This window comes from Kribbella antiqua (assembly GCF_004345665.1).
In the GTDB taxonomy this organism is placed as follows: Bacteria; Actinomycetota; Actinomycetes; order Propionibacteriales; family Kribbellaceae; genus Kribbella; species Kribbella antiqua.
On the sequence record NZ_SLWR01000001.1, the window covers coordinates 40,287 to 59,461 of the forward strand.

Annotated in this window: 21 protein-coding genes; 16 read left to right on the forward strand and 5 right to left on the reverse strand. The window is 67.4% G+C overall.

The window, feature by feature from the left end:
• The first annotated feature begins 92 nt into the window (after positions 1-92).
• From EV646_RS00190 to EV646_RS00200, 3 genes are all read left to right on the forward strand, one after another.
• Complete coding sequence (locus tag EV646_RS00190) at positions 93-983, forward strand: LysR family transcriptional regulator (RefSeq protein ID WP_132142655.1); 891 nt, start codon at positions 93-95, stop codon at positions 981-983.
• Between the two features lie 79 nt (positions 984-1,062).
• Positions 1,063-2,004, forward strand: a complete 942-nt coding sequence (locus EV646_RS00195; protein ID WP_132142657.1) for an SDR family NAD(P)-dependent oxidoreductase — start codon at positions 1,063-1,065, stop codon at positions 2,002-2,004.
• Positions 2,005-2,132: 128 nt separating this feature from the next.
• Positions 2,133-2,909, forward strand: a complete 777-nt coding sequence (locus tag EV646_RS00200; protein ID WP_132142659.1) for a putative protein N(5)-glutamine methyltransferase — start codon at positions 2,133-2,135, stop codon at positions 2,907-2,909.
• 109 nt (positions 2,910-3,018) lie between these two features.
• Here the strand turns inward: EV646_RS00200 and EV646_RS00205 are convergent, their stop codons facing one another.
• Positions 3,019-3,663 carry a TetR/AcrR family transcriptional regulator gene (locus EV646_RS00205; RefSeq protein ID WP_132142661.1) on the reverse strand — a complete coding sequence of 215 codons (645 nt, stop codon included), beginning with the start codon at positions 3,661-3,663 and terminating at the stop codon, positions 3,019-3,021.
• A gap of 100 nt (positions 3,664-3,763) precedes the next feature.
• On the opposite strand from EV646_RS00205, the gene EV646_RS38700 reads away from it, so the two are divergent.
• The 3 genes from EV646_RS38700 (at position 3,764) to EV646_RS00215 (ending at position 6,416) form a co-directional block, all read left to right on the forward strand.
• Positions 3,764-3,901 (forward strand): hypothetical protein, encoded by a 138-nt coding sequence (locus EV646_RS38700; protein ID WP_158290861.1) that lies wholly within the window; start codon positions 3,764-3,766, stop codon positions 3,899-3,901.
• A 38-nt stretch (positions 3,902-3,939) separates the two neighbouring features.
• On the forward strand, positions 3,940-4,320 hold the full coding sequence (locus EV646_RS00210) for a VOC family protein (protein ID WP_132142663.1): 381 nt from the start codon (positions 3,940-3,942) through the stop codon (positions 4,318-4,320).
• Positions 4,321-5,084: 764 nt separating this feature from the next.
• Positions 5,085-6,416 carry an IS4 family transposase gene (locus tag EV646_RS00215; RefSeq protein WP_199236728.1) on the forward strand — a complete coding sequence of 444 codons (1,332 nt, stop codon included), beginning with the start codon at positions 5,085-5,087 and terminating at the stop codon, positions 6,414-6,416.
• A 73-nt stretch (positions 6,417-6,489) separates the two neighbouring features.
• On the opposite strand, the gene EV646_RS00220 is transcribed toward EV646_RS00215, so the two are convergent.
• Complete coding sequence (locus tag EV646_RS00220) at positions 6,490-8,454, reverse strand: elongation factor G (protein WP_132142665.1); 1,965 nt, start codon at positions 8,452-8,454, stop codon at positions 6,490-6,492.
• A gap of 157 nt (positions 8,455-8,611) precedes the next feature.
• Between EV646_RS00220 and EV646_RS00225 the strand changes: the two genes are divergently transcribed.
• Complete coding sequence (locus tag EV646_RS00225) at positions 8,612-9,385, forward strand: phosphotransferase family protein (RefSeq protein ID WP_158290862.1); 774 nt, start codon at positions 8,612-8,614, stop codon at positions 9,383-9,385.
• Here EV646_RS00225 and pyrH read toward each other — a convergent pair.
• On the reverse strand, positions 9,378-10,085 hold the full coding sequence (gene pyrH, locus EV646_RS00230) for a UMP kinase (RefSeq protein WP_132142669.1): 708 nt from the start codon (positions 10,083-10,085) through the stop codon (positions 9,378-9,380). The two genes, EV646_RS00225 and pyrH, sit on opposite strands and share 8 nt — an antisense overlap.
• A 57-nt stretch (positions 10,086-10,142) precedes the next feature.
• Here pyrH and EV646_RS00235 point away from each other — a divergent pair, with 57 nt between their 5' ends.
• From EV646_RS00235 to EV646_RS00250, 4 genes are all read left to right on the forward strand, one after another.
• Positions 10,143-10,928: a DinB family protein gene (locus EV646_RS00235; protein ID WP_132142671.1), complete on the forward strand. Its 786-nt coding sequence runs from the start codon at positions 10,143-10,145 to the stop codon at positions 10,926-10,928.
• Between the two features lie 34 nt (positions 10,929-10,962).
• Entirely contained in the window at positions 10,963-11,628 is a 666-nt protein-coding gene (locus EV646_RS00240) for a VOC family protein (RefSeq protein WP_132142673.1), read from the forward strand.
• A 269-nt stretch (positions 11,629-11,897) separates the two neighbouring features.
• The gene (locus EV646_RS00245) at positions 11,898-12,842 is read left to right on the forward strand and encodes a small ribosomal subunit Rsm22 family protein (protein ID WP_132142675.1); all 945 of its coding nucleotides are present in this window, start codon (positions 11,898-11,900) and stop codon (positions 12,840-12,842) included.
• A gap of 176 nt (positions 12,843-13,018) precedes the next feature.
• Positions 13,019-13,780 (forward strand): phosphotransferase, encoded by a 762-nt coding sequence (locus EV646_RS00250; protein ID WP_132142677.1) that lies wholly within the window; start codon positions 13,019-13,021, stop codon positions 13,778-13,780.
• A 60-nt stretch (positions 13,781-13,840) separates the two neighbouring features.
• Here the strand turns inward: EV646_RS00250 and EV646_RS00255 are convergent, their stop codons facing one another.
• Complete coding sequence (locus EV646_RS00255) at positions 13,841-14,236, reverse strand: VOC family protein (protein WP_132142679.1); 396 nt, start codon at positions 14,234-14,236, stop codon at positions 13,841-13,843.
• Between the two features lie 9 nt (positions 14,237-14,245).
• Positions 14,246-15,202: a helix-turn-helix domain-containing protein gene (locus EV646_RS00260; RefSeq protein ID WP_132142680.1), complete on the reverse strand. Its 957-nt coding sequence runs from the start codon at positions 15,200-15,202 to the stop codon at positions 14,246-14,248.
• A gap of 71 nt (positions 15,203-15,273) precedes the next feature.
• Between EV646_RS00260 and EV646_RS00265 the strand changes: the two genes are divergently transcribed.
• The 5 genes from EV646_RS00265 to EV646_RS00285 all read left to right on the forward strand — a co-directional run bounded on the left by EV646_RS00265 (position 15,274) and on the right by EV646_RS00285 (position 19,122).
• Positions 15,274-16,245 (forward strand): NAD(P)H-binding protein, encoded by a 972-nt coding sequence (locus tag EV646_RS00265; protein WP_132142682.1) that lies wholly within the window; start codon positions 15,274-15,276, stop codon positions 16,243-16,245.
• A 199-nt stretch (positions 16,246-16,444) separates the two neighbouring features.
• Positions 16,445-16,756, forward strand: a complete 312-nt coding sequence (locus EV646_RS00270) for a dihydrofolate reductase family protein (RefSeq protein WP_132142684.1) — start codon at positions 16,445-16,447, stop codon at positions 16,754-16,756.
• A 246-nt stretch (positions 16,757-17,002) separates the two neighbouring features.
• Entirely contained in the window at positions 17,003-17,452 is a 450-nt protein-coding gene (locus EV646_RS00275; protein ID WP_132142686.1) for a helix-turn-helix transcriptional regulator, read from the forward strand.
• Positions 17,453-17,457: 5 nt separating this feature from the next.
• Positions 17,458-17,865 carry a VOC family protein gene (locus EV646_RS00280; RefSeq protein ID WP_132142688.1) on the forward strand — a complete coding sequence of 136 codons (408 nt, stop codon included), beginning with the start codon at positions 17,458-17,460 and terminating at the stop codon, positions 17,863-17,865.
• A gap of 9 nt (positions 17,866-17,874) precedes the next feature.
• The gene (locus tag EV646_RS00285) at positions 17,875-19,122 is read left to right on the forward strand and encodes an MFS transporter (protein WP_132142690.1); all 1,248 of its coding nucleotides are present in this window, start codon (positions 17,875-17,877) and stop codon (positions 19,120-19,122) included.
• The last annotated feature ends 53 nt before the right edge of the window (positions 19,123-19,175 follow it).

The window sequence follows — 19,175 nt, forward strand, 5'->3', positions numbered from 1 at the left end:
GGGGTAGCTCCTTTGGTGGCTTGGTTTGAAGGTAAGGGCTTTCCGTTATGCAGGTCCAAGCCCGATTTCGCATGAACCGATACCGTGCAGGCATGGACCTCTCGCTCCAGCAACTCCGTGGTTTCGTCGCCGTCGCCGAGGAACTGCACTTCGGCCGGGCCGCCCAGCGGCTGAATCTGACTCAGCCGCCGCTGACCCGCCAGATCCAGGGACTCGAGCGCACACTCGGGGTCCAGCTCTTCAACCGGACCGGCAGGGGAGTGCGGCTGACCGCCGCCGGTGACGTGTTCCTCGAGCATGCGCGCCGGGTGCTCGCCCTGCTCGAGGTCGCCCCGGAGGCCACGCAGCGCGCGGCGGCAGGACAGACCGGCACGCTGCGGATCGCCTTCACCGCCATCGGTGCATACGCCGTACTCGCGGACTTCCTCACGATGGTCGCGAAGCGCACGCCGGCGGTGACGGCGGAACTCACCGAGCTGGTCAGCCCTTCCCAGTTCGAGGCGCTGGCGAACCTGGAGATCGATCTGGGGCTGGTGCGGCCGCCGATTCCTGCGCAGTTCGAGTCCGTGCTGGTGCACTCGGAGGACCTGGTGCTCGCCGTACCCGCCTCGCATGATTTGGCGGTCGGGTCGGCGCCGGTCTCATTGGCGGATGTCACCGATGAGTACATCGGCTATAGCCCGGAGGGATCGCAGTACTTGCACGATATCTGCGCGGCGATGATCGGGATGGATCGCTACGCCGTCAGCCAACTCGCCTCCCAGGTCCCGACGATGCTTGCGCTCGTGCGGGCCGGCCTGGGGTGTGCGTTGATTCCGCGCTCGATCATGGCGATGCAGGTCGAAGGTGTTCGCTACCGCGAGCTCGACGCTGCCGACGCCCACTCGGTCACACTCCACGCCTGCTGGAGCCCGGACAGCCCCAACCCTGCGTTGCAGAGGCTCGCCGAGTCGCTGCGGGAGAACCCACACCTGGATGCTTGACCGTACGCCGCTTGACCGTACGCCGCTTGACCGTACGCCGCTTGACCTAGAGCGAGGTCTAGTTCGTAGGGTCGGGAGCATGACTGGACAGCACAAGATCGGGTCGGGGTTCGGGTTCTCGAGTACGGCGGACGACGTTCTGCGCGGGATCGACCTCAGCGGGAAACTGGCGGTTGTCACCGGCGGGTATTCGGGGCTTGGACTGGAGACGACTCGGGCGTTGGTGAAGGCCGGCGCGCACGTCGTCGTACCGGCTCGGCGGCCGGACGCGGCTGCGGAGGCGCTGGGTGGGATCGCGGAGGTCGACTCGCTGGATCTGGGCGACCTCTCGAGTGTGCAGGGGTTTGCGGATCGATTCCTTGCGTCGGGGCGGTCGATCGACCTGCAGATCAACAATGCGGCGATCATGGCGTCGCCGGAGACGCGGGTCGGGCCGGGGTGGGAGGCGCAGTTCGCGACCAACCACCTTGGACATTTCGCGCTCGTGAACCGGCTGTGGCCGGCTCTTGTCGCGGGCGGGGGTGCGCGGGTGGTTTCGGTGTCGTCGACCGGTCACCGCAGGTCGGACATCCGCTGGGACGATCTCGAGTTCCGGCAGGGGTACGACAAGTGGGAGGCGTACGGGCAGGCGAAGACGGCCAACGTGCTGTTCGCCGTCCAGTTGGATGCTCTCGGCAAGGATTCCGGCGTACGCGCGTTCTCGTTGCACCCGGGCGGGATCCTGACCCCACTGCAGCGTCACCTGGAGCGCTCGGAAATGGTCGGCTACGGGTGGATTGACGAGGACGGTAATCCGACGCAGCACTTCAAGAACACTGAGCAGGGCGCAGCGACTCAGGTGTGGGCGGCGACGTCGCCGCAGCTCGACGGGCTGGGCGGGGTCTTCTGTGAAGACTGCGAGGTTGCCGAGGTCTCGACCGACGACAGCCCGGGCGTCCGGCCGTACGCGATCGACCCCGCGTCGGCGGCTCGGCTGTGGACGGTGTCGGCCGAGCTCACCGGGGTGAACGCTTTCGGGTAAGGTGATCGCAGTATTTCGACGGACTGAGGAGGTGGGACCGATTACCGCAAGGGCAGGTTGGTTGCTCCCGCCTCGAGTGGTCGGCGTCGTTCGCTGACTGCGGGAGCCTTGTAGTTCGAAGGGGTTCCGTGTCTGTACCTTCTGTTTCTTTTGATGTTGTCGCCCGCCTGCGGGCCGGTGGTTGTGTGTTCGCCGAGGACGAAGCCGCGCTGATCCTCGAGACCGCCCGCGATGCCGACGAGCTCGCGGCGATGGTCGACCGGCGGGTGGCCGGGTTGCCGCTGGAACATGTGCTCGGGTGGGCGTCGTTCCATGGCGTCCGGGTCGCTGTCGACCCGGGGGTGTTCGTGCCACGTCGCCGTACTGAATTCCTGGTTGAGGAGGCGTTGCGGGTCGCTCGGCCGGGTGCTGTGGTTGTCGACTTGGCCTGTGGGTCCGGTGCGTTGGGGGTGGCGGTCGCGGCCTCGGTGTCGGTTTCGTTGTACGCAGCCGACATCGAGTTGGCCGCGGTGCGTTGTGCTCGGCGCAATGTGGTGCCGTACGGCGGTTCGGTGCACCAGGGCGATTTGTTCTCGGCCCTGCCTGCGTCGTTGCGTGGGCGGGTCGACATCCTGCTGGCGAATGTTCCATATGTGCCGAGCGCGGACATCCAGTTCCTGCCTGCCGAGGCGCGGCTCTACGAACCGCATGTCACGTTGGACGGCGGCTCGGACGGGCTGGATGTCCTGCGCCGTGTCGCCGTCGAGGCATCCGAGTGGCTCGCGCCCGGCGGTCACCTCTTCACCGAGATGAGCACCCGCCAGGCCCCACTCGCCGCAGCCCTCCTCACCAAACACGGCTTGCCCGCCCAAATCACCACCAACGACGACCTAGCCGCCACCGTCGTCACCGCCCGGCGGGACTGACCCGCCGCGTTGGCGTCCTCCCCACGGTGGCTTCACTCGCCCCGCACGGTGGCTTCACTCGCGGCTGGGGTTGTCGACACTCCGCACAGTCGCGTTGTGGGCGGCGGTGTCAGGCGACGGCGAACTTGGCGAGGGCGGGTTCGAGGAGGTCGAAGGCGCGGGTGGCTTCGGGGGCGATGGTTGCGGCGATCTTGTCGTTGGGGTGGCCGGCGAGGGTCAGGTCCTGGATGCGCTGGAAGAGGATGCGGTGGACGGCGCCGAGTAGGCCAGCGGCCGTGCGTACGGTGATGTCGTCGGGCCCGGCACCGATTGCCTCTGCGAGGGTGTCGGCGAGGGCCTGCTCGCGCTGGTCGTGCAGGTTGCGCAGGCACACCGTGAGGGTCGGGCTCTCGGCGATCATCCGGGTGAAGTCGGGTCCGGCGAAGCCCGCCACCGGGTCCTGCGACTCGACCGCGGCCGCGAAGTCGCGGCGCAGGGCCGCGAGCGCGGATTCACCAGGACGACGTGACGCGACCGCCTGGGCCAGGGAGGCGATGAACGCGTCCTGGTGGTCGAGCGCCAGATCCTCCTTGCGCGCGAAGTAGTTGGTCACGGTCTTCTTCGCGACCCGCGCTGCCACGGCGATCTCGGCGATGGTGGTCTGCTCGAAGCCCTGCGCGATGAAGAGCCGCGTCGCCTGGTCGGAGATCAGCTGCCGCGTCTCCTGCTTCTTGATCTCCCGCAGGCCGAGCGGCGCGGTCGTCGTGGTGTCCATGCGGAGAATCTTACCCCCGACATAAATTTATGTTGACAGCACTCTCTAGCTCTGGTTAAAGTTACGTCCGTCGTAAAGATAGCCCGAAGGGAAGTAGTGGATGCGCAAGCCGAATCTCGGTGCGAACCAGTCCGCCGGCCAGCGCCGGCGCGACCAGCAAGGGACGGCGCGGACCCGCGTCGTGCGTTACCAGCAGCCGGTGGTCCGCCGCGGGAATCCGCGCCGGGGCGCCCGCTGACCGACCGCCGTACACCGAGTTCTTCTGGAAGGAATCCTGTGAAGATCAACGCTTCCACCATCTCTCTGACCGTCGACGACGTCGCGGCCTCGCACGGCTTCTTCACCAAGCACCTCGGCTATTCCGAAGAGGTCGCGGCCGAGGGGTTCGCCAAACTCACCCGTGACGATGCCGTTGACGTCGTACTGCTGCAGAAGGGGATCGAGGTGCTGCCACCCGAGCAGCGCGATCAGCGGGCCGCCGGCCTGATCCTCGCGTTCACGGTGACCGGTCTCGAGGCCGAGGAGGAGCGCCTCCGCTCCGAAGGAGCCCCGATCACCATGCCGCTCCGTGAAGAGCCCTGGGGCGAAAAGCTCTTCCAGCTCACCGACCCCAACGGCGTCATCATCCAACTCGTCGAATGGACCACCCCGGTCTGATCCGGCGACCTCCGCCCGCAAGCTGGTGGGTTCACCGACCAACTTGCGGGTTCACCCCCTGCATTCGGTCGGGGAACCCACCATTTGATGGGTGAACCCACCAAATGCGGTTCTTCTGCTCGATGTGTGGGTGGTCGTGCGTTCCACACGGCCGTGATGCGCGGGCAGGTGCCCGGAATCCCCGCGCGATCACGACCTGACTGGTCGCCGAGCGGGGTCTGGGGAGCGCTACCCCACCTGATTCGACAAGCCAGACTCCCCGGTCCACCCGGTCCGTGTGGGTACCTCGGGGTGAATGACCGGCTGGTGGTGACCTTGTGCACCGCTCGACCATCGCGTGGCGGCGTGTCGTGGTCGAACCGTGCACAAGCCGGGTACGACGCCGTGAAACAGCACCCCGGCGCTACCCTCTCGGCGGCACCCACCGCCGCGACCGGTCGAGCCATGGTGGAGGGTTTGCCCCGGATTGGGCGGATTGGGCGGCAACCCTCCGAGGTCGTCGGGTCTGGACCAGTCGGCGATTCACCACGAAGCCGGCGACCAGCTCCGATGCCGGAGCAACGAACGATCACCCACACATGTGGCAGGAGAGCCCCATTTGGTGGGTGAACCCCAATGCCGCTCAGTTAGTGGGTGCGGTTGGTTGTCAAGTGGTGTGTTGGTGAGCATGAAGCAGCGGAACTCCCTGTAGGAGAGGGGTTGTCCTCGCAAGACGGCCCTTCATAGGGGGAGTTCCGCTGTTGGTTCAGTCTGTCATTACGCGTGTGGTTGAGGTGGCATCGGGTCGGTTCGCGTCAGGACATCTGGGCGAGTTGACGCAGATCGTGCCGTTCGAGATGGTCGATGAGGTGCTGGCCTCGGCCGGGCGTGTGCAGGTGCGGGTGCGTGATCTGCCGTCGCGGGTGGTGGTGTACCTGTTGCTCGCGGCGGGTCTGTTCTCCGAGCTGGGATATGGGCAGGTATGGGCGCGGCTGGTCGCGGGTCTGGGCGGTGCCGACGGCCTGGGGGTGGCCGTGGCGATGCCGACGTCGTCGGCGTTGTCGCAGGCACGCCGCCGGGTCGGGGTCGAGCCATTGCGGGCGTTGTTCGGTCTGTTGTCCGGACCTGCGGTCGGGGCGCCGCGATGGCGTGGCCTGTTGCTGTGCGCGATCGACGGCACCACGCTGTCGGTCCCGAACGGTGACAAGAATGTGTCCGCCTACGGTCGCCATCGCGCCGGCCCGAACGGCGACGCGGGATACCCGATGCTGCGGTTGCTGGCGGTGGTCGCGTGTGGCACCCGCACCATCATCGACGCGGTGTTCGGGCCCTGCGACGTCGGCGAGACGACGTACGCGCCGCGGCTGGCCGGCTGCCTGCGCCAGGGCATGCTGCTCCTGGCCGACCGCAACTTCGCCGTCAAGGACCTGATCGAGGCCGTCGCCGCAACCGGCGCCGGCCTGCTCATCCGCTGCAAGGACAACCGGCGACTGCGACCCACCGGACACTGCGGCGACGGGTCCTGGCTGGCCCGGATCGGCACGGTGACCGTGCGCGTGATCGAGGCCGAGATCGTGGTGCGCTGCACCGGCGGCCCGGACCGGGCCGCCCGCTACCGGCTGCTCACCACACTGACAGATCACCACCGCTACCCGGCCACCGACCTGGTCGAGCTCTACCACCAGCGGTGGGAGATCGAAACGACCTACCTGGAACTGAAGTCCACGATCCTTGGCGGACGAGTACTCAGGGCCCGCACCCCCGACGGCATCACCCAAGAGATCTACGCCCTGCTGGTCACCTATCAGGCCCTGCGCACCGCGATCGCCGACGCCGCACTCACCCAGCCCGCCACCCCACCCAACCGCGGCAGCTTCACCATCGCCCTGCACACCGCCCGCGACCAGATCATCCACGCCGCCGGCGTCATCGCCAACACCACCATCGACCTCGTCGGCACGATCGGACACGCCGTACTGACCGCCCTACTCCCGGCCCGCCGCGCACGCACCAGCCCGCGCATCGTCAAACGCGCCAGCTCCAAACACCGCGCCACAGCAACCACCGACCGCAACAACTACAACACCACAATCACCGTCCGGATCCTCGACGGTTGACAACCACACCCCACCCCTAACTGAGCGGCATTGGGGTGAACCCACCAAATGCGGCGTCACCGGGGCGGGTCGTTCAGACGCGGCGTTGGACGTGGAGGAGGTAGTCGCTGCGGTTGAGGGGGTCGTGGTCGGTGCGGGGGCGGGACGGGATCGGGCCGGTGACGGGTTGGTAGCGTTCGAAGGCTGATTCGAGGACGCCCTCGCCGCGGGTGAGAGCGGGGAGTTGCTGCTCGAGTTCGTAGACTGCCGCCGCGGGGATTTCTCCTTCCAGGGTTGAGGTTTCGGCGGCCAACGCCGGCACCTGCGGGATCGCCCGGAGGCGTGCGAGCGTTGCCAGTACGGCGCGCGTCGTATCGGTCGGGATCTCCAGCTGGAAGCGATGCATCGGCTCGTGAACCGTCGTACCGGCCTGCTGGAGTGCGGTCATCAGGACCAGCGGGGTGAGGTTGCGGAAGTCGCCGGCTGTGCTCGACATGCTCTTGTCGAAGACCGCGTGTGCGTGACTCTGCCGCGCCGAGTACCCCGAGTGCGTCATGAAGACCCGCGCGTCCGGGATCTGCCAGCCGTGGATGCCTTGCTGGAAAGTATCGCGGACGGTCTCCTCGACTGCCTTGATGAACGCGTACGGCATCGATCCGAGCTCGACCTCCAGCTCGAAGCTCACCCCGGTGTTGACCGGTGCCGGCTCGACCCGCAGGCCGATCGTGGCGAGGAACGGGTTCGGGTCCTTCTTGTTGAACTCGACGGCTTCGCCGGTGCCGTTCAGTCGCTCGATGCAGATCGTCGTGGTCTCGCAGAACTCGACGTCGATACCGAACTCGGTCGCCAGCGTGGTCTGGATGACCTCCTTCTGCACTTCGCCGTACAGGGACACGTAGATCTCCTGGCGGATGTCGTCCTGCCGCAGGTTGATCAGCGGGTCCTGCTCGGCCAGCTGGGTGAGCGCGACCTGCAGGTTCCCCTTGTCGGACGGGCGGGTCGGCGAGATCACCGTCTCCAGGGTCGGCGGCGCGAAGTATCCACCGTGCGCGTGCTGGGTGGCGCCGATGCGGTCGCCGATCTGGATGTCCGCAAGGCCCCAGAGCTTGGCGATCTGGCCGGCTCGGACCTCGGATGTACCGCCGCCGAAGACCTGGAGGGCCGTCAGCTTGGCTTCGCCGCCGTTGCCGAATTGCAGTCGTTCCCGGACGTGCGCCGTACCGGAGAACATCCGCGCGTACGCGACCTTCTCGCCGGCCGGACCGCGTTCGACTTTGAAGACGGAGCCGTCCAGTGGGCCCTTGTCGTCGCCGTCGGCGGTTGGCAGGAGCTCGCGGATGCCCCGGGTGAGCGCGTCCGTGCCGGCGCCGGTGATCGCAGAGCCGAAGTAGACCGGGTGCACCAGCGCTTGCTTCGTCTGTACGGCGAGCCGGCTGCGCAGAGCGTCGTACGACAAGGCCCTCTCGTTCTCGACGAAGGTCTGCAGAAGCTGGTCGTCGTTCTCGGCGAGCACTTCGAGGAGGTCGCCGTACGGATCACCCGGCCCGTACGGCGTGAACGTCGCCGCGCGGGTGCCGAGGTCGCCTGCCGAGCCCATCGGGATGATCGCGGGGGACAGCTTGTCCGCGATGCTCTTGAGAACGGCGTCGTACTGCGCGCCGGCGCGGTCGGCCTTGTTGACGAAGATGAGGGTCGGGATCCGGAGCCGCTGCAGCGTCCGCATCAGCACCCGCGTCTGCGCCTGGACGCCTTCGACAGCGGAGATCACCAGCACCGCGCCGTCGAGCACGCTGAGCGCCCGCTCCACCTCGGCGATGAAGTCCGGGTGACCGGGGGTGTCGATCAGATTGACCGTGATGTCGCCGATCGCGAACGACACGACCGCCGACTTGATCGTGATACCGCGCTGGCGTTCCAGTGCGAGGGAATCGGTTTGGGTGCTGCCGTCGTCGACGCTGCCGATCTCGTCGATCACCCCGGCGGCGTAGAGCAGCCGCTCGGTCAGGCTCGTCTTACCGGCGTCGACATGCGCCAGGATCCCCAGATTCAGTAATTTCACAAAGCTTCATGTCCCTTGAACAGGTGTGAGTACGTACGGCGACGGACATGAAGCGAGGTCGCATGACGGACTCCTTGACTGGACACCTGCTCGGACGGCTACGAGTACACCAAGAACCCCGATGCCGGCTCAACCGGTTTTCTCTAGGCTCAAGCGCGTGAATGAAACCGAAGCTACCGCCCGCGCCGCTGCGGTCGTCGGGCCGATCGCTCAGGTCGAGCAGGTCCAGGGCTTCGCCGGCAACCGAACCTTCCGCCTGCGCGCCCTCTCCGGCGAGACGTTCTACCTGAAGTCCGGGGCGACGATCCAGGCAGAGGCTCGTGCTTGTGAGCTGGCCCGTTCGGCCGGCGTCCCCGCACCGGAGATCCTGGCCGCCGAGACGACGTACTTGATCTGCGCCGAAGTCCCGGGCAGCCCGTCCAGTGACGACGCGGTCATCACCGAGGCCGGTCGAGGCCTCCGCCGGCTGCACGGCATCCGTGGCGACGACGGGCGCTGGGCGGATCGGCTCAGCACGCCGATCGAGCGGCTGGACCTCCTTGCCGGCATCGTCCCCGACGACCTGGTACGCCGTCTCCGCGTGGCCCTGCCGCCCTTCGTCGACACCGTCGCCGACGCCGAGACAGTGCTGCTGCACAGCGATCTGCACCCTCGGCATCTGTATGCCGTCGGCAACGAACTCACCGGTGTCATCGACTGGGGCGACGCGATGTACGGCGACCCGCTGTTCGACCTGGCCCGGTTCTCGATGGCCGGCGACGCCGCCTTGGACGCCTTCCTCAGCGGCTACGGCCTCAATGGCGTAGGTCTGGAGAGGACGCTGTCGATGTATCGCATCTTGTGGTCGTTGATGGCTCTGCATGCCGAGCGAGCCGCTGGTGGTGACTGGTTTGCGGCGCATGTCGACACCATTACGAAGGAGCTCAGTTGATCAGGGTGCCCACGTGGGTGCCCTCGGCGATGTGGGTGGCGGCGGCTGCGCGGTCGATGTCGAAGACGTGCAGGGGGAGGTTGTGGTCACGGGCGAGGATGAAGGCTGTCTGGTCCATCACGCCAAGACCGCGGTCGATCACCTCTTGGTAGCTGAGGTGGTCGAAGCGTTGGGCGGTGGGTGAGGTGTTGGGGTCGGCGTCGTACACGCCGTCGGTGCCGTTCTTGGCGACGAGCAGGGCGTCGGCGCCGAGCTCGATCGCGCGCTGGACGGCGGGGTAGTCGGTGGTGGTGAACGGCTGACCGTTGCCGCAGGCAAGGAGCACGATCGAGCCTTTCTTCAGGTGCCGGAGGGCGCGGAGGCGGATGTACGGCTCGGCCAGATTGTTGATCGGGATGGCAGTCATCAGCCGTACGTCGTCCGCGCCGAGCGCCGCGAGCCGACCGCGAAGGAGGACGGCGTTGATCACGGTCCCGAGCATCCCGATGTTGTCGGCCTCGACCCGGTCGATGCCCCAGTCGTCGGCCCGGTTGCCACGGAAGACGTTGCCGCCGCCGACGATGACCGCGACCTGCACACCGGTCGCCCGCAACGCGAGCACCTCGTTGGCGAGGTGGGTCAGCCGATCGCTGCTGAAGCCGAACTCGCTCGGCCCGGCGATCGCCTGCCCGGACAACTTGAGCACGAGGCGTCGATACATGCACCGAGATCTATCACGGTGCTGGACGCTTCTCGTCGGCCGGGGGAAGCTGGCCGGGTGGATGAGTTCAGGCAGCAGGATCTGAATGGTGCGCGGTTCGACCAGGTGTCGCTGAAGCAGGCGGTGTTCCACGATGTCAGCCTGGAGAACGCGCTGTTCGACAACGTCAGCCTGCGCGGCGCCCGGATCCGCGGTGCGCTCGTGGTCGACGTCGCCATCAACGGCATGATCGACAACCTCCGGGTCAACGGCGTGGACGTCGTACCGCTGATCGATGCGGAGCTCAATCGGCGGTATCCGGACCGGATCAAGATGCGGCCTGCTGATGCGGACGGGTTCCGCGAGGCGTGGGCGATCCTCGAGCGGCTCTGGGGCGAGACGATTGCACGGGCACAGGCGTTGCCGCCGGCGTCCCTCCATGAGCGGGTGGACGGGGAGTGGTCGTTCGTCGAGACGCTGCGGCACCTGGTGTTCGCCACCGACGCGTGGGTACGGCGGACGGTGCTCGGCGACCCGGCGCCTTGGCATCCGCTCGACCTGCCGCACGACGAGATGCCTGACATACCGTCTGTTCCCCGGGATCGCGCCGTACGGCCGGCTTTGGACGAGGTACTCGCGCTGCGCGCCGACCGGATGGCGACCGTACGGGACCTGATCGGCGGGATCACCGACGAGCGGCTCAACGAGCAGACGACGCCGGTGACCGAGCCTGGCTATCCGGAGTCGCGCAGCTTCCCGGTGCGCGAGTGCCTGTCGGTGATCCTCGACGAGGAGTGGGAGCACCGTCTGTACGCCGAGCGCGATCTTGCGGAGCTCGAGAAAACAGTCGGCGGGGTGTCTTAGCCTCGGATGACTGGAGATTGGGGACATCGTGGACATGCTGCCGAACAAGGTGATTCTTGATGCCGGCCTGGAGGACTGGCGCAAGCTCGCTCAAGCTCTGCATGCGCGTTTCGTCATCGGATCCTTCGCCGACGGTGTGCGATTTCTGCAGGCTGTCAGCGAGGCTTGCGCGCCGGCGGAGGTGAGGCTGACCAGCGGGTTCGCCGACGTGAAGCTGATCAGTGACGACGCGGTCTACCGCGGCGACGACGGATCCGAGCAGGTGTTGTCGTGGGTGACGCAGCGCGATGTCGACGCGGCCCGGACGATCTCGTCGATCGCACGCTCGATGGGTCTCGTCGCGGAGCCAGCGGCTGTGACGCAACTCGAGCTTGCGCTGGACACGGCTGATCTCGCGTCGATCGGTCCATTCTGGGCCGCCGTACTGACGGGGAGCGCCGAGTCGTGGCAGGGCGGCGATGTGCGTGATCCGACCGATCGCTTGCCGTATCTGTGGTTCCAGGACACTGATGCGCACGAGACGCCACGGCAGCGTTTCCATGTCGATCTCTGGGTTCCACCGGAGGTCGCCGCGGATCGGATTGCGGCTGGTGTCGCCGCCGGTGGCCGGGTCACCTATGACAAGGAGGCTCCGGCGTTCACCGTGCTGGCTGACCAGGAAGGGAACAAGGTCTGTATTTGCACGTGCCTGGATCGCTGAAAAACCTGCGGCGAGTGAGGCTGCCAGTTCGCTAGAGTCGGATGGTCGTGGCTACCTGAGGAGGTACCTGATGGCTTGCATGGTTACCCGGTTCCGTGCCAACCCCTCCTTCACTGCGCTCGAAAGCTAGCCAGCTGTCGACTGCCATGAGCTCGCGTCCCGCGTGAGCTGCTTCAGTGTTGCCCCGGACCGGTTGGTGCGTCGCGGCGTAGGCCGCGGGTCCCGTGCGCCCTCGCGCACCCCGTGCCGACCGAACCGGAGCACTCCTCATGTCCGCATCGGACACCTCACTCGACGCTGCCCTACGGCAGATCCTCAATGGCGTTAAGTACGACGCCCTGCGCGCCCGCATCACCACCATGTCCAACCGCTACCGCACCGAGCTGGTCGACGACACCACGCCAGGCATGGCCGACGACCTCGACTGCCTCGCGTACGCCGTCTTCCGCATGCCCGCGACCTATCGCGCGATCCGCTCCGTGCTACAGGCTGCGGCCGTCAGCGACGTGCGGACGCACCTCGACCTCGGCGGCGGCACCGGAGCCGCCGCCTGGGCGGCCGCCGACATCTGGCCGACCGTCACCACCGAGATCGTCGAGCGTCAACCGACCGCGATCCGCCTCGGTCGCCGGCTGGCCGAACACCTTGCCGACGGCAACCAAACCTGGACCACCGCGGACCTCCGCCGCTGGACGCCGAACCGACGGGTCGACCTCATCACCATCGCCTACGTCCTGAACGAACTCACCGACTCTGCCCGCGACAACCTCATGAGTACGGCGGCCAACACCGCCGACACCGTGGTCGTCGTCGAGCCCGGAACTCCCCGCGGCCATCGCCGAATCCTCGAAGCACGCGACCAACTCATCCACCACGGCCTGACCATCGCCGCACCGTGCCCACACCAGTTGGCGTGCCCGCTGAGTACGTCGGACTGGTGTCACTTCGCCGTACGCCTGCCAAGAACGGAACTCCACCGCGCGGCCAAGGGCGGCACCCGCAACTTCGAAGACGAGAAGTTCGCCTATGTCGTAGCCACCCGCCGCCCGACCCGCCGCCCCGAGGCCCGCATCATCGCCCGCCCCTCCCAGCCCAAGGGCCGCGTCGTCCTGGACCTCTGCACAGCCAAAGGCACCAGACAACGCGAAACCATCGCCAAGTCATCACCCAGCTATCGCGCCGCCCGCTCGGCTGCCTGGGGTGACGGGTGGTGAAGGTGCGGAACACAGGAGGTACTCGATCTCGACCGCGCCTGCGCTGCCCCATCACTCCGAGGAGGTGCGCTCGCGGCCGACTACCTCCTGTCGTTCAGTCCCTTCTCACATCGCAACTGGCCGGGGGGCACGCAATTCGACAGCAAGTGCCACCCGAGGCTGCCAGCATGTTCCACATGGACGAGCGGTTGGAGGGTGGGTTCGACGGCGGTGCCTCGCTGGTCGATGGCGTCGTACGGCGTACTGCGGGGCCGTGGACCGCGTCAGTGCATGCGTTGCTCGCGCACCTTGCGGAGGTTGGTTTCGAGGGGGCGCCGCGGGGTTTGGGGGTGGATTCCGATGGGCGGGAGATGGTGAGTTTCCTGCCGGGATCGACGGTCGGTACGTCGTTGCCGTGGCCTGCTTGGACGCATAGCGACGAGGCTTTGGTCGACGTGGCCGGGTGGCTGCGGCGGTATCACGCAGCGGTGGCCGATTTCGCTCCGGCTGCTTCGTCGAACTGGCGTGAGGGTGAGAGGTGGCGGCCGGGGATGATCATTGCTCACAACGATGCTGCGCCGTACAACGCCGTCTGGTCCTCTGCTGGTCTGGTGGGCTTCGTCGACTGGGACATGGCCGGGCCCGTGACCGTGGAGCTGGACGTGGCGTGGGTCGCCTTCTCGTGGGTGCCGCTGCATGCTCCACACGTCGTAGCAGCCGAAGGCTTCACCAACCTCGAGGACCGCCCGCGCCGCCTGTCCGTCTTCCTCCGCGAGTACAACTGGCAAGGCACCACCGCCGACATCCTCGCCCTTATCGCCACCCGCCTCACCCACCAACTGGACCTCATGACCCGCACAGCAGCCTCCGGCGACCCCACCTACCAACGAATGCTCGCCGCCAACCGCCACAATGACCTAACCATCGCCCTCAACGCGCTGCACACGCTTGATGGCTAACCAGCGTCGGGTGGGGTGAACTCAGCGGTGAGGTCACGTGGCCCGACCCCATTCGACAATCTAGGGGGTTCCGACCAGGAGGCAGAAGGGGTGGCCGGATGGGTCGGCTAGGACGTAGAGGGGTTCGCCTTCGTCGGTGGTGCGGTCCAGGAGGACCTCGGCGCCTAGTTCTTCGGCGCGTTGGCGGTGGCGTTGGAGTTCTTCCACGTTTGGTACGGCGTAGTCGATGTGCAGCTGCATCGGCACGTCATGGGACGGCCACGTGGAGCGGGGGAGCTTGTCGACCTTCTGGAAGGCCAGCTGGCGGTTGCCGGCGTCGTCGACCAGGACCAGCCAGTCGTCGTCACCGGACTCGTCGCCCGGCCGGTAGCGCAGCCCGAGCAACTGGCGGTAGAACTCCGCGAGTCCGCGGGCGTCCGTCGTATCCAGTGCGGTGTGCATCAGTCGCGGGTACATACGAGCCACTCAAGCCGAAACCGTGGCAGACGGCAACGACCGGAAAGTACGCCGATACGCGTCCGGAGGCACTCCGACGATCCGTTTGAACTGGCGTCGCAATGTCGTCGCCGTACCCATTCCAGTAGCGGCGGCGATGGCTTGGATGCTGAAGTCGGTCGACTCGAGCAGCTCCTGCGCACGTCGTACCCGTTGAGTCAGAAGCCACTGCAACGGCGTCTGCCCAGTCACCGACCGGAACTGCCGTCCGAGATGGCGAGGACTGGTGTGCGCACGCAAAGCCAGGTCGGTCACGGTCAGCGGCTGGTCCAGCCGCTCCTGAACCCACGCGAGCAACTGCGCGAGCTTGTGGTCACCACTGACCTGCAGCGGCGTGGCGACGAACTGCGCCTGACCGCCGGATCGATGCGGCGGTACGACGAGCCGACGCGCGACCGCATTCGCAACAGTGGTGCCATGGTCGAGCTGGACCAGGTGGAGGCACAGGTCGACCGCGGCGGCCTTGCCCGCGGCGGTGAGCACCCTGCCGTTGTCCGTGTACAGCACATCCGGATCGACCACCGCTTGTGGATAACGGGCACTCAGCTGCGCGGTGTGAGCCCAATGCGTCGTGGCCAGCCGACCGTCCAGCAGCCCCGCAGCACCGAGTACGAACGCCCCGGTGCACAACGAGGCGACTCGAGCACCGGCGTCGTGGGCCGCACGCACTGCCTCGACCAGTTCACCCGGCGGCGGATCGTCGACGTCCGCGCACGCCGACACGATTACGGTGTCGGCGCTGAGCAAGCGATCCAGCCCGTCGTCCGGCTCGACAACGAACGGGCCGATCTTGACCGGCCCCGGTCCGCAGAGGAGTACGTCGTACCAATCCTCGACCCCGACCGGCGGGTTGCCGAAGATCTCGTACGCGACGCCGAGCTCGAAGTGCAGCAAGTGACCGGCGGTCGCGAGTGCCACGGTGTGCATGTCCGAAAGTGTACGCATGGTGTCGTTCCGGACTCTCACGATCCAGCCGCACGTACGGCGAAAGTAGGGGCATGGACGTGATGGTTTATGGAGCAACCGGACACACCGGACGATTCGTCGTCGCCGAGCTGATCGAGCGTGGATTCACGCCGATCATCTCCGGACGGGACGCCGCGAAGCTGGAGAAGCTGGCCTCGTTTGGAGACGTACGACCGGCATCGGTGGACGATCCCGACGCGTTGGACCGAGCTGTCGCCGGCGCCGCGGCTGTGGTGAACGCTGCCGGCCCGTTCGCGGTCACGGCCGGTCCGGTGCTCGACGCGGCGCTGCGAGCGAAGATCCCGTACGTCGACGTGGCGGCTGAGATCGAGGCGAATGCGGCGACGTACGCCCGTACGGCCGCGGTGCCGGTGGTTCCGGCGATGGCGTTCTATGGCGGGCTGGGCGATCTGCTGGTGACGGCGGCGATGGGGGACTGGACCGCAGCGGACGAGGTGCATGTCGCGTATGGCTTGAGCAGCTGGCATCCAACCGAGGGGACCCGGGCGGCGGGTCGGGTGTCACACGCGCGTCGCGGCGGTCGCCGCGTGCGGTTCAGGAACGGTGCGCTGGAGTATCACGACGACCAGTTGATCGAGCAGGACTGGGACTTCCCAGCGCCGCTGGGTCGGCGCCGGGTGCTCGCCGAGTTCACGATGGCTGATGTCGTGACTGTCCCGAGTCACCTCGACGTGCCCGACGTACGCACGTATATGGCCCTCGAGGCAGCGCGGGATCTCGCCGACGAGCACACGCCGGCGCCAGGCCCCGTCTCCGACCAGTCCTTCATGGTTGATGCGGTGGTGCGAACGGGTGGTGTGGAGCGTCGCGGGACAGCCTCGGGTCAGGACATCTACGCGGTCACCGCGCCGCTGGCCGTGGAAGCGGTACGGCGGATCCTGGCCGGGGAAACGCGGACCACCGGCGTGGCTTCGGCGGGCGCGATGTTCGATGCACGGGACTTCCTCGAGTCGCTGTCGAAACACCTGACGGTAGTGGTCTAGGCGAGTTCCTGCCAGACCGGTTTACGGCGCCGTACGTCACGGGCACGCTGATCGCGACCATCACCTTCCCGCCCAGCTGAAGGCCGGCGTCGGCGCGGTCGCGATGGGCTCGTCGACGTACGAGTCCGTGCTCCGCGACGCCGAACCGCTGACGCATCCGGAGCGCTGGCAGGAGGCGCACGGCGACCGGCCGGTGTAGGTGTTCAGCAGTCGCCGGCTGCCGGCTGTCCCGGGCGCGAACCTCCACTTCGTCACCGGCGACGTCCGCCCGGTCCACCAGGCGATGCTCGAAGCCGCCGCCGGCAAAAACGTCTTCATCGCCGGCGGCGGAGCCTTGGCCACCGCCTTCGCCGAGGCCGGCCTCCTCGACCGCATCACCATCGGCATCGCCCCCGTCCTGCTCTCCACCGGCAAGCCCCTCTACACCGGCCGCCTCACCGCATCCCAACTAACCCTCGCCAACGTCAAACGACTCGGCCAACTCGTCTACCTCACCTCCAACCTCACCTGACCCGCGCTCTCTTGAACTGACCCAACTACCTCACTCAGGTGCGAGGTGGGCTGACCCGGGGCGATGGCATGCGCAGCACGCCGCGGGCCAGGGCGGTGCCCGGACCGGGCAGGCGGTGGACGCCGCCGATTCTGGCGCGCGGACTGGGGCGATAAGCGCGGCTCATCGGACCAGCGGACCTGCCAGCGTGCGCGACGGTCGGTAGGGCGGTAGAAACCTACGGGGCGGCGTGGCACGATCTGGGGTGTGACGGGCACGGGTGGGGATGGGCAGCGGCTGAGTGATTTGGCGCGGTTGCGGCGGGTGAAGGACCGGATCGACCGGGAGTACGCGCAGCCGCTGGATGTGGAGGCGCTGGCGCGGGGTGTGCACATGTCGGCCGGGCATCTGAGCCGTGAGTTCAAGCAGGCGTACGGCGAGTCGCCGTACAGCTACCTGATGACGCGGCGGATCGAGCGTGCGATGGCGCTGCTGCGGCGTGGTGACCTGAGCGTCACCGACGTGTGCTTCGAGGTCGGCTGCCAGTCGCTCGGCACTTTCAGCACCCGTTTCGCCGAGCTGGTCGGCGTGCCGCCCAGCGTCTACAAGCGCGAGGCGGCGAGCGCGACGGAGGGGATGCCGGCGTGCGTGGCGAAGCAGGTGACCAGACCGATCAGAAATCGAGAAGCGCCGGCGGCCGAGTCCCAACTAGCGTGACCGCCATGGACATCACCATTCACTCGACCTACCTCCCGCAGGACGACCCGGAAGCCGCGATCGCGTTCTACCGCGACGTCCTGGGCTTCGAGGTCCGCAACGACGTCGGCTACCAGGGCATGCACTGGATCACGGTCGGCGCGCCCGGCCAGCCCATCTCGATCGTCCTCTACCCGCCTGCCGCCACCCCGGGGCTCACCGACGACGAGCGCCGCACCATCACCGAGATGATGGCGAAGGGCACTTACGCCAGCATCAACCTGGCCACCAAGGACCTCGACGCGACCTTCGCGAAGCTCGAGGCCAGCGACGCCGAGGTCGTCCAGGAGCCGACCGACCAGCCGTACGGCGTCCGGGACTGTGCGTTCCGCGACCCCGCCGGCAACATGGTCCGCATCCAAGAGCTGCGCTGACCGACCGACGTGCCCCGTGATGCACGCCGCCTGGTCCCGGCCGCCTACCGGCCGCTCCTGGGAAACCGGATCTTCCGGCGGCTGATCCTAGGATTCGGCGTCTCGTCCCTCGGGGACGGGATGAGCTTCGTCGCGGTCGCGTGGCTCGCGATCGAGCTCGCGCCGCCGGCCAACGAAGGGTTGTGGGTCGGCGGCGCGGTGGCCGCGTACACCTTGCCCGGCGTCATCGGCGCACTGGCGTTCGGTCGCCGCCTGCGCCGGGTTTCGGCCAGACGGCTGCTGCTCGCCGACAACGTCGTACGCGGTGTGTTTCTTGGTGCTGTGCCGCTCGCGTGGTGGGCCGGGGCGCTGACGCCGCCGTTGTACGTCGTACTGCTCGCGGTCTCGTCGCTGCTTCACGCGTGGGGGAACGCGGGCAAGTACACGCTGCTGGCCGAGCTGCTGCCGGAGGAGCAGCGGCTGGCGGCCAACACCTTCGTGAGCACGCTCAGCTTCGCTGCCACCATTGCCGGGCCTGCGATCGCCGGTGTGCTGGTCACGTTCGTCAGCTCGGCGCTCGTACTCGGGCTGGATGCCCTGACTTACGTCTTCCTCGTCGTAGTCGTCGTACGCACGCGACTGCCGGAGTCGGGGCAGGTCTCACCGGTAGACAAGGCGGCACGTGGCGGGCTGGCGCTGCTGCGAGCCCGACCCGAGCTGCTCGGGCTACTGACTCTGACGTGGTTCTTCAACTTCCTGTACGGCCCGGTCGAGGTCGCGCTGCCGCTGCACGTGACCAATGACCTGCACGCACCGGGCACGCTGCTCGGCCTCTACTGGATGCTGTTCGGCATCGGCGCCGTACTCGGTGGGCTTGCGCTCGGTGCGTTGCAGCAGTTGCCGCTGTGGCCCGTGACGCTCGCGATCGTGGTCGGCTGGGGGCTCACTCTGCTGCCGTTCGGATTCAACGTGCCGACGGCCGTCACGGTTGCCTGCTTCACGCTCGGCGGTGTGATCTACGGACCGTTTGTACCGCTGTCAGTGACGCTGATGCAGGCGAAAGCACCACCGCAGCACCTGGCAGCGATGCTTGCGGCCAGTAACGCCGCACTGCTCACCGCGTCACCAGTCGGTACGGCGCTCGGCGGGCCACTCACCGCCGCCTTCGGCCCCCGTGCCACCCTTGGCGGCTCAGGACTCGCCACAGTGGCCCTCGCTGTGGTCGCAGGCATCCTGCTCCTGATCAGACGGTCAGGAATCGAGAAGCACCGAACCTGACGCCACAGCTAGCGTGTGGCGTGTACCAGTACCGCGCAACAGATGGAGAATGA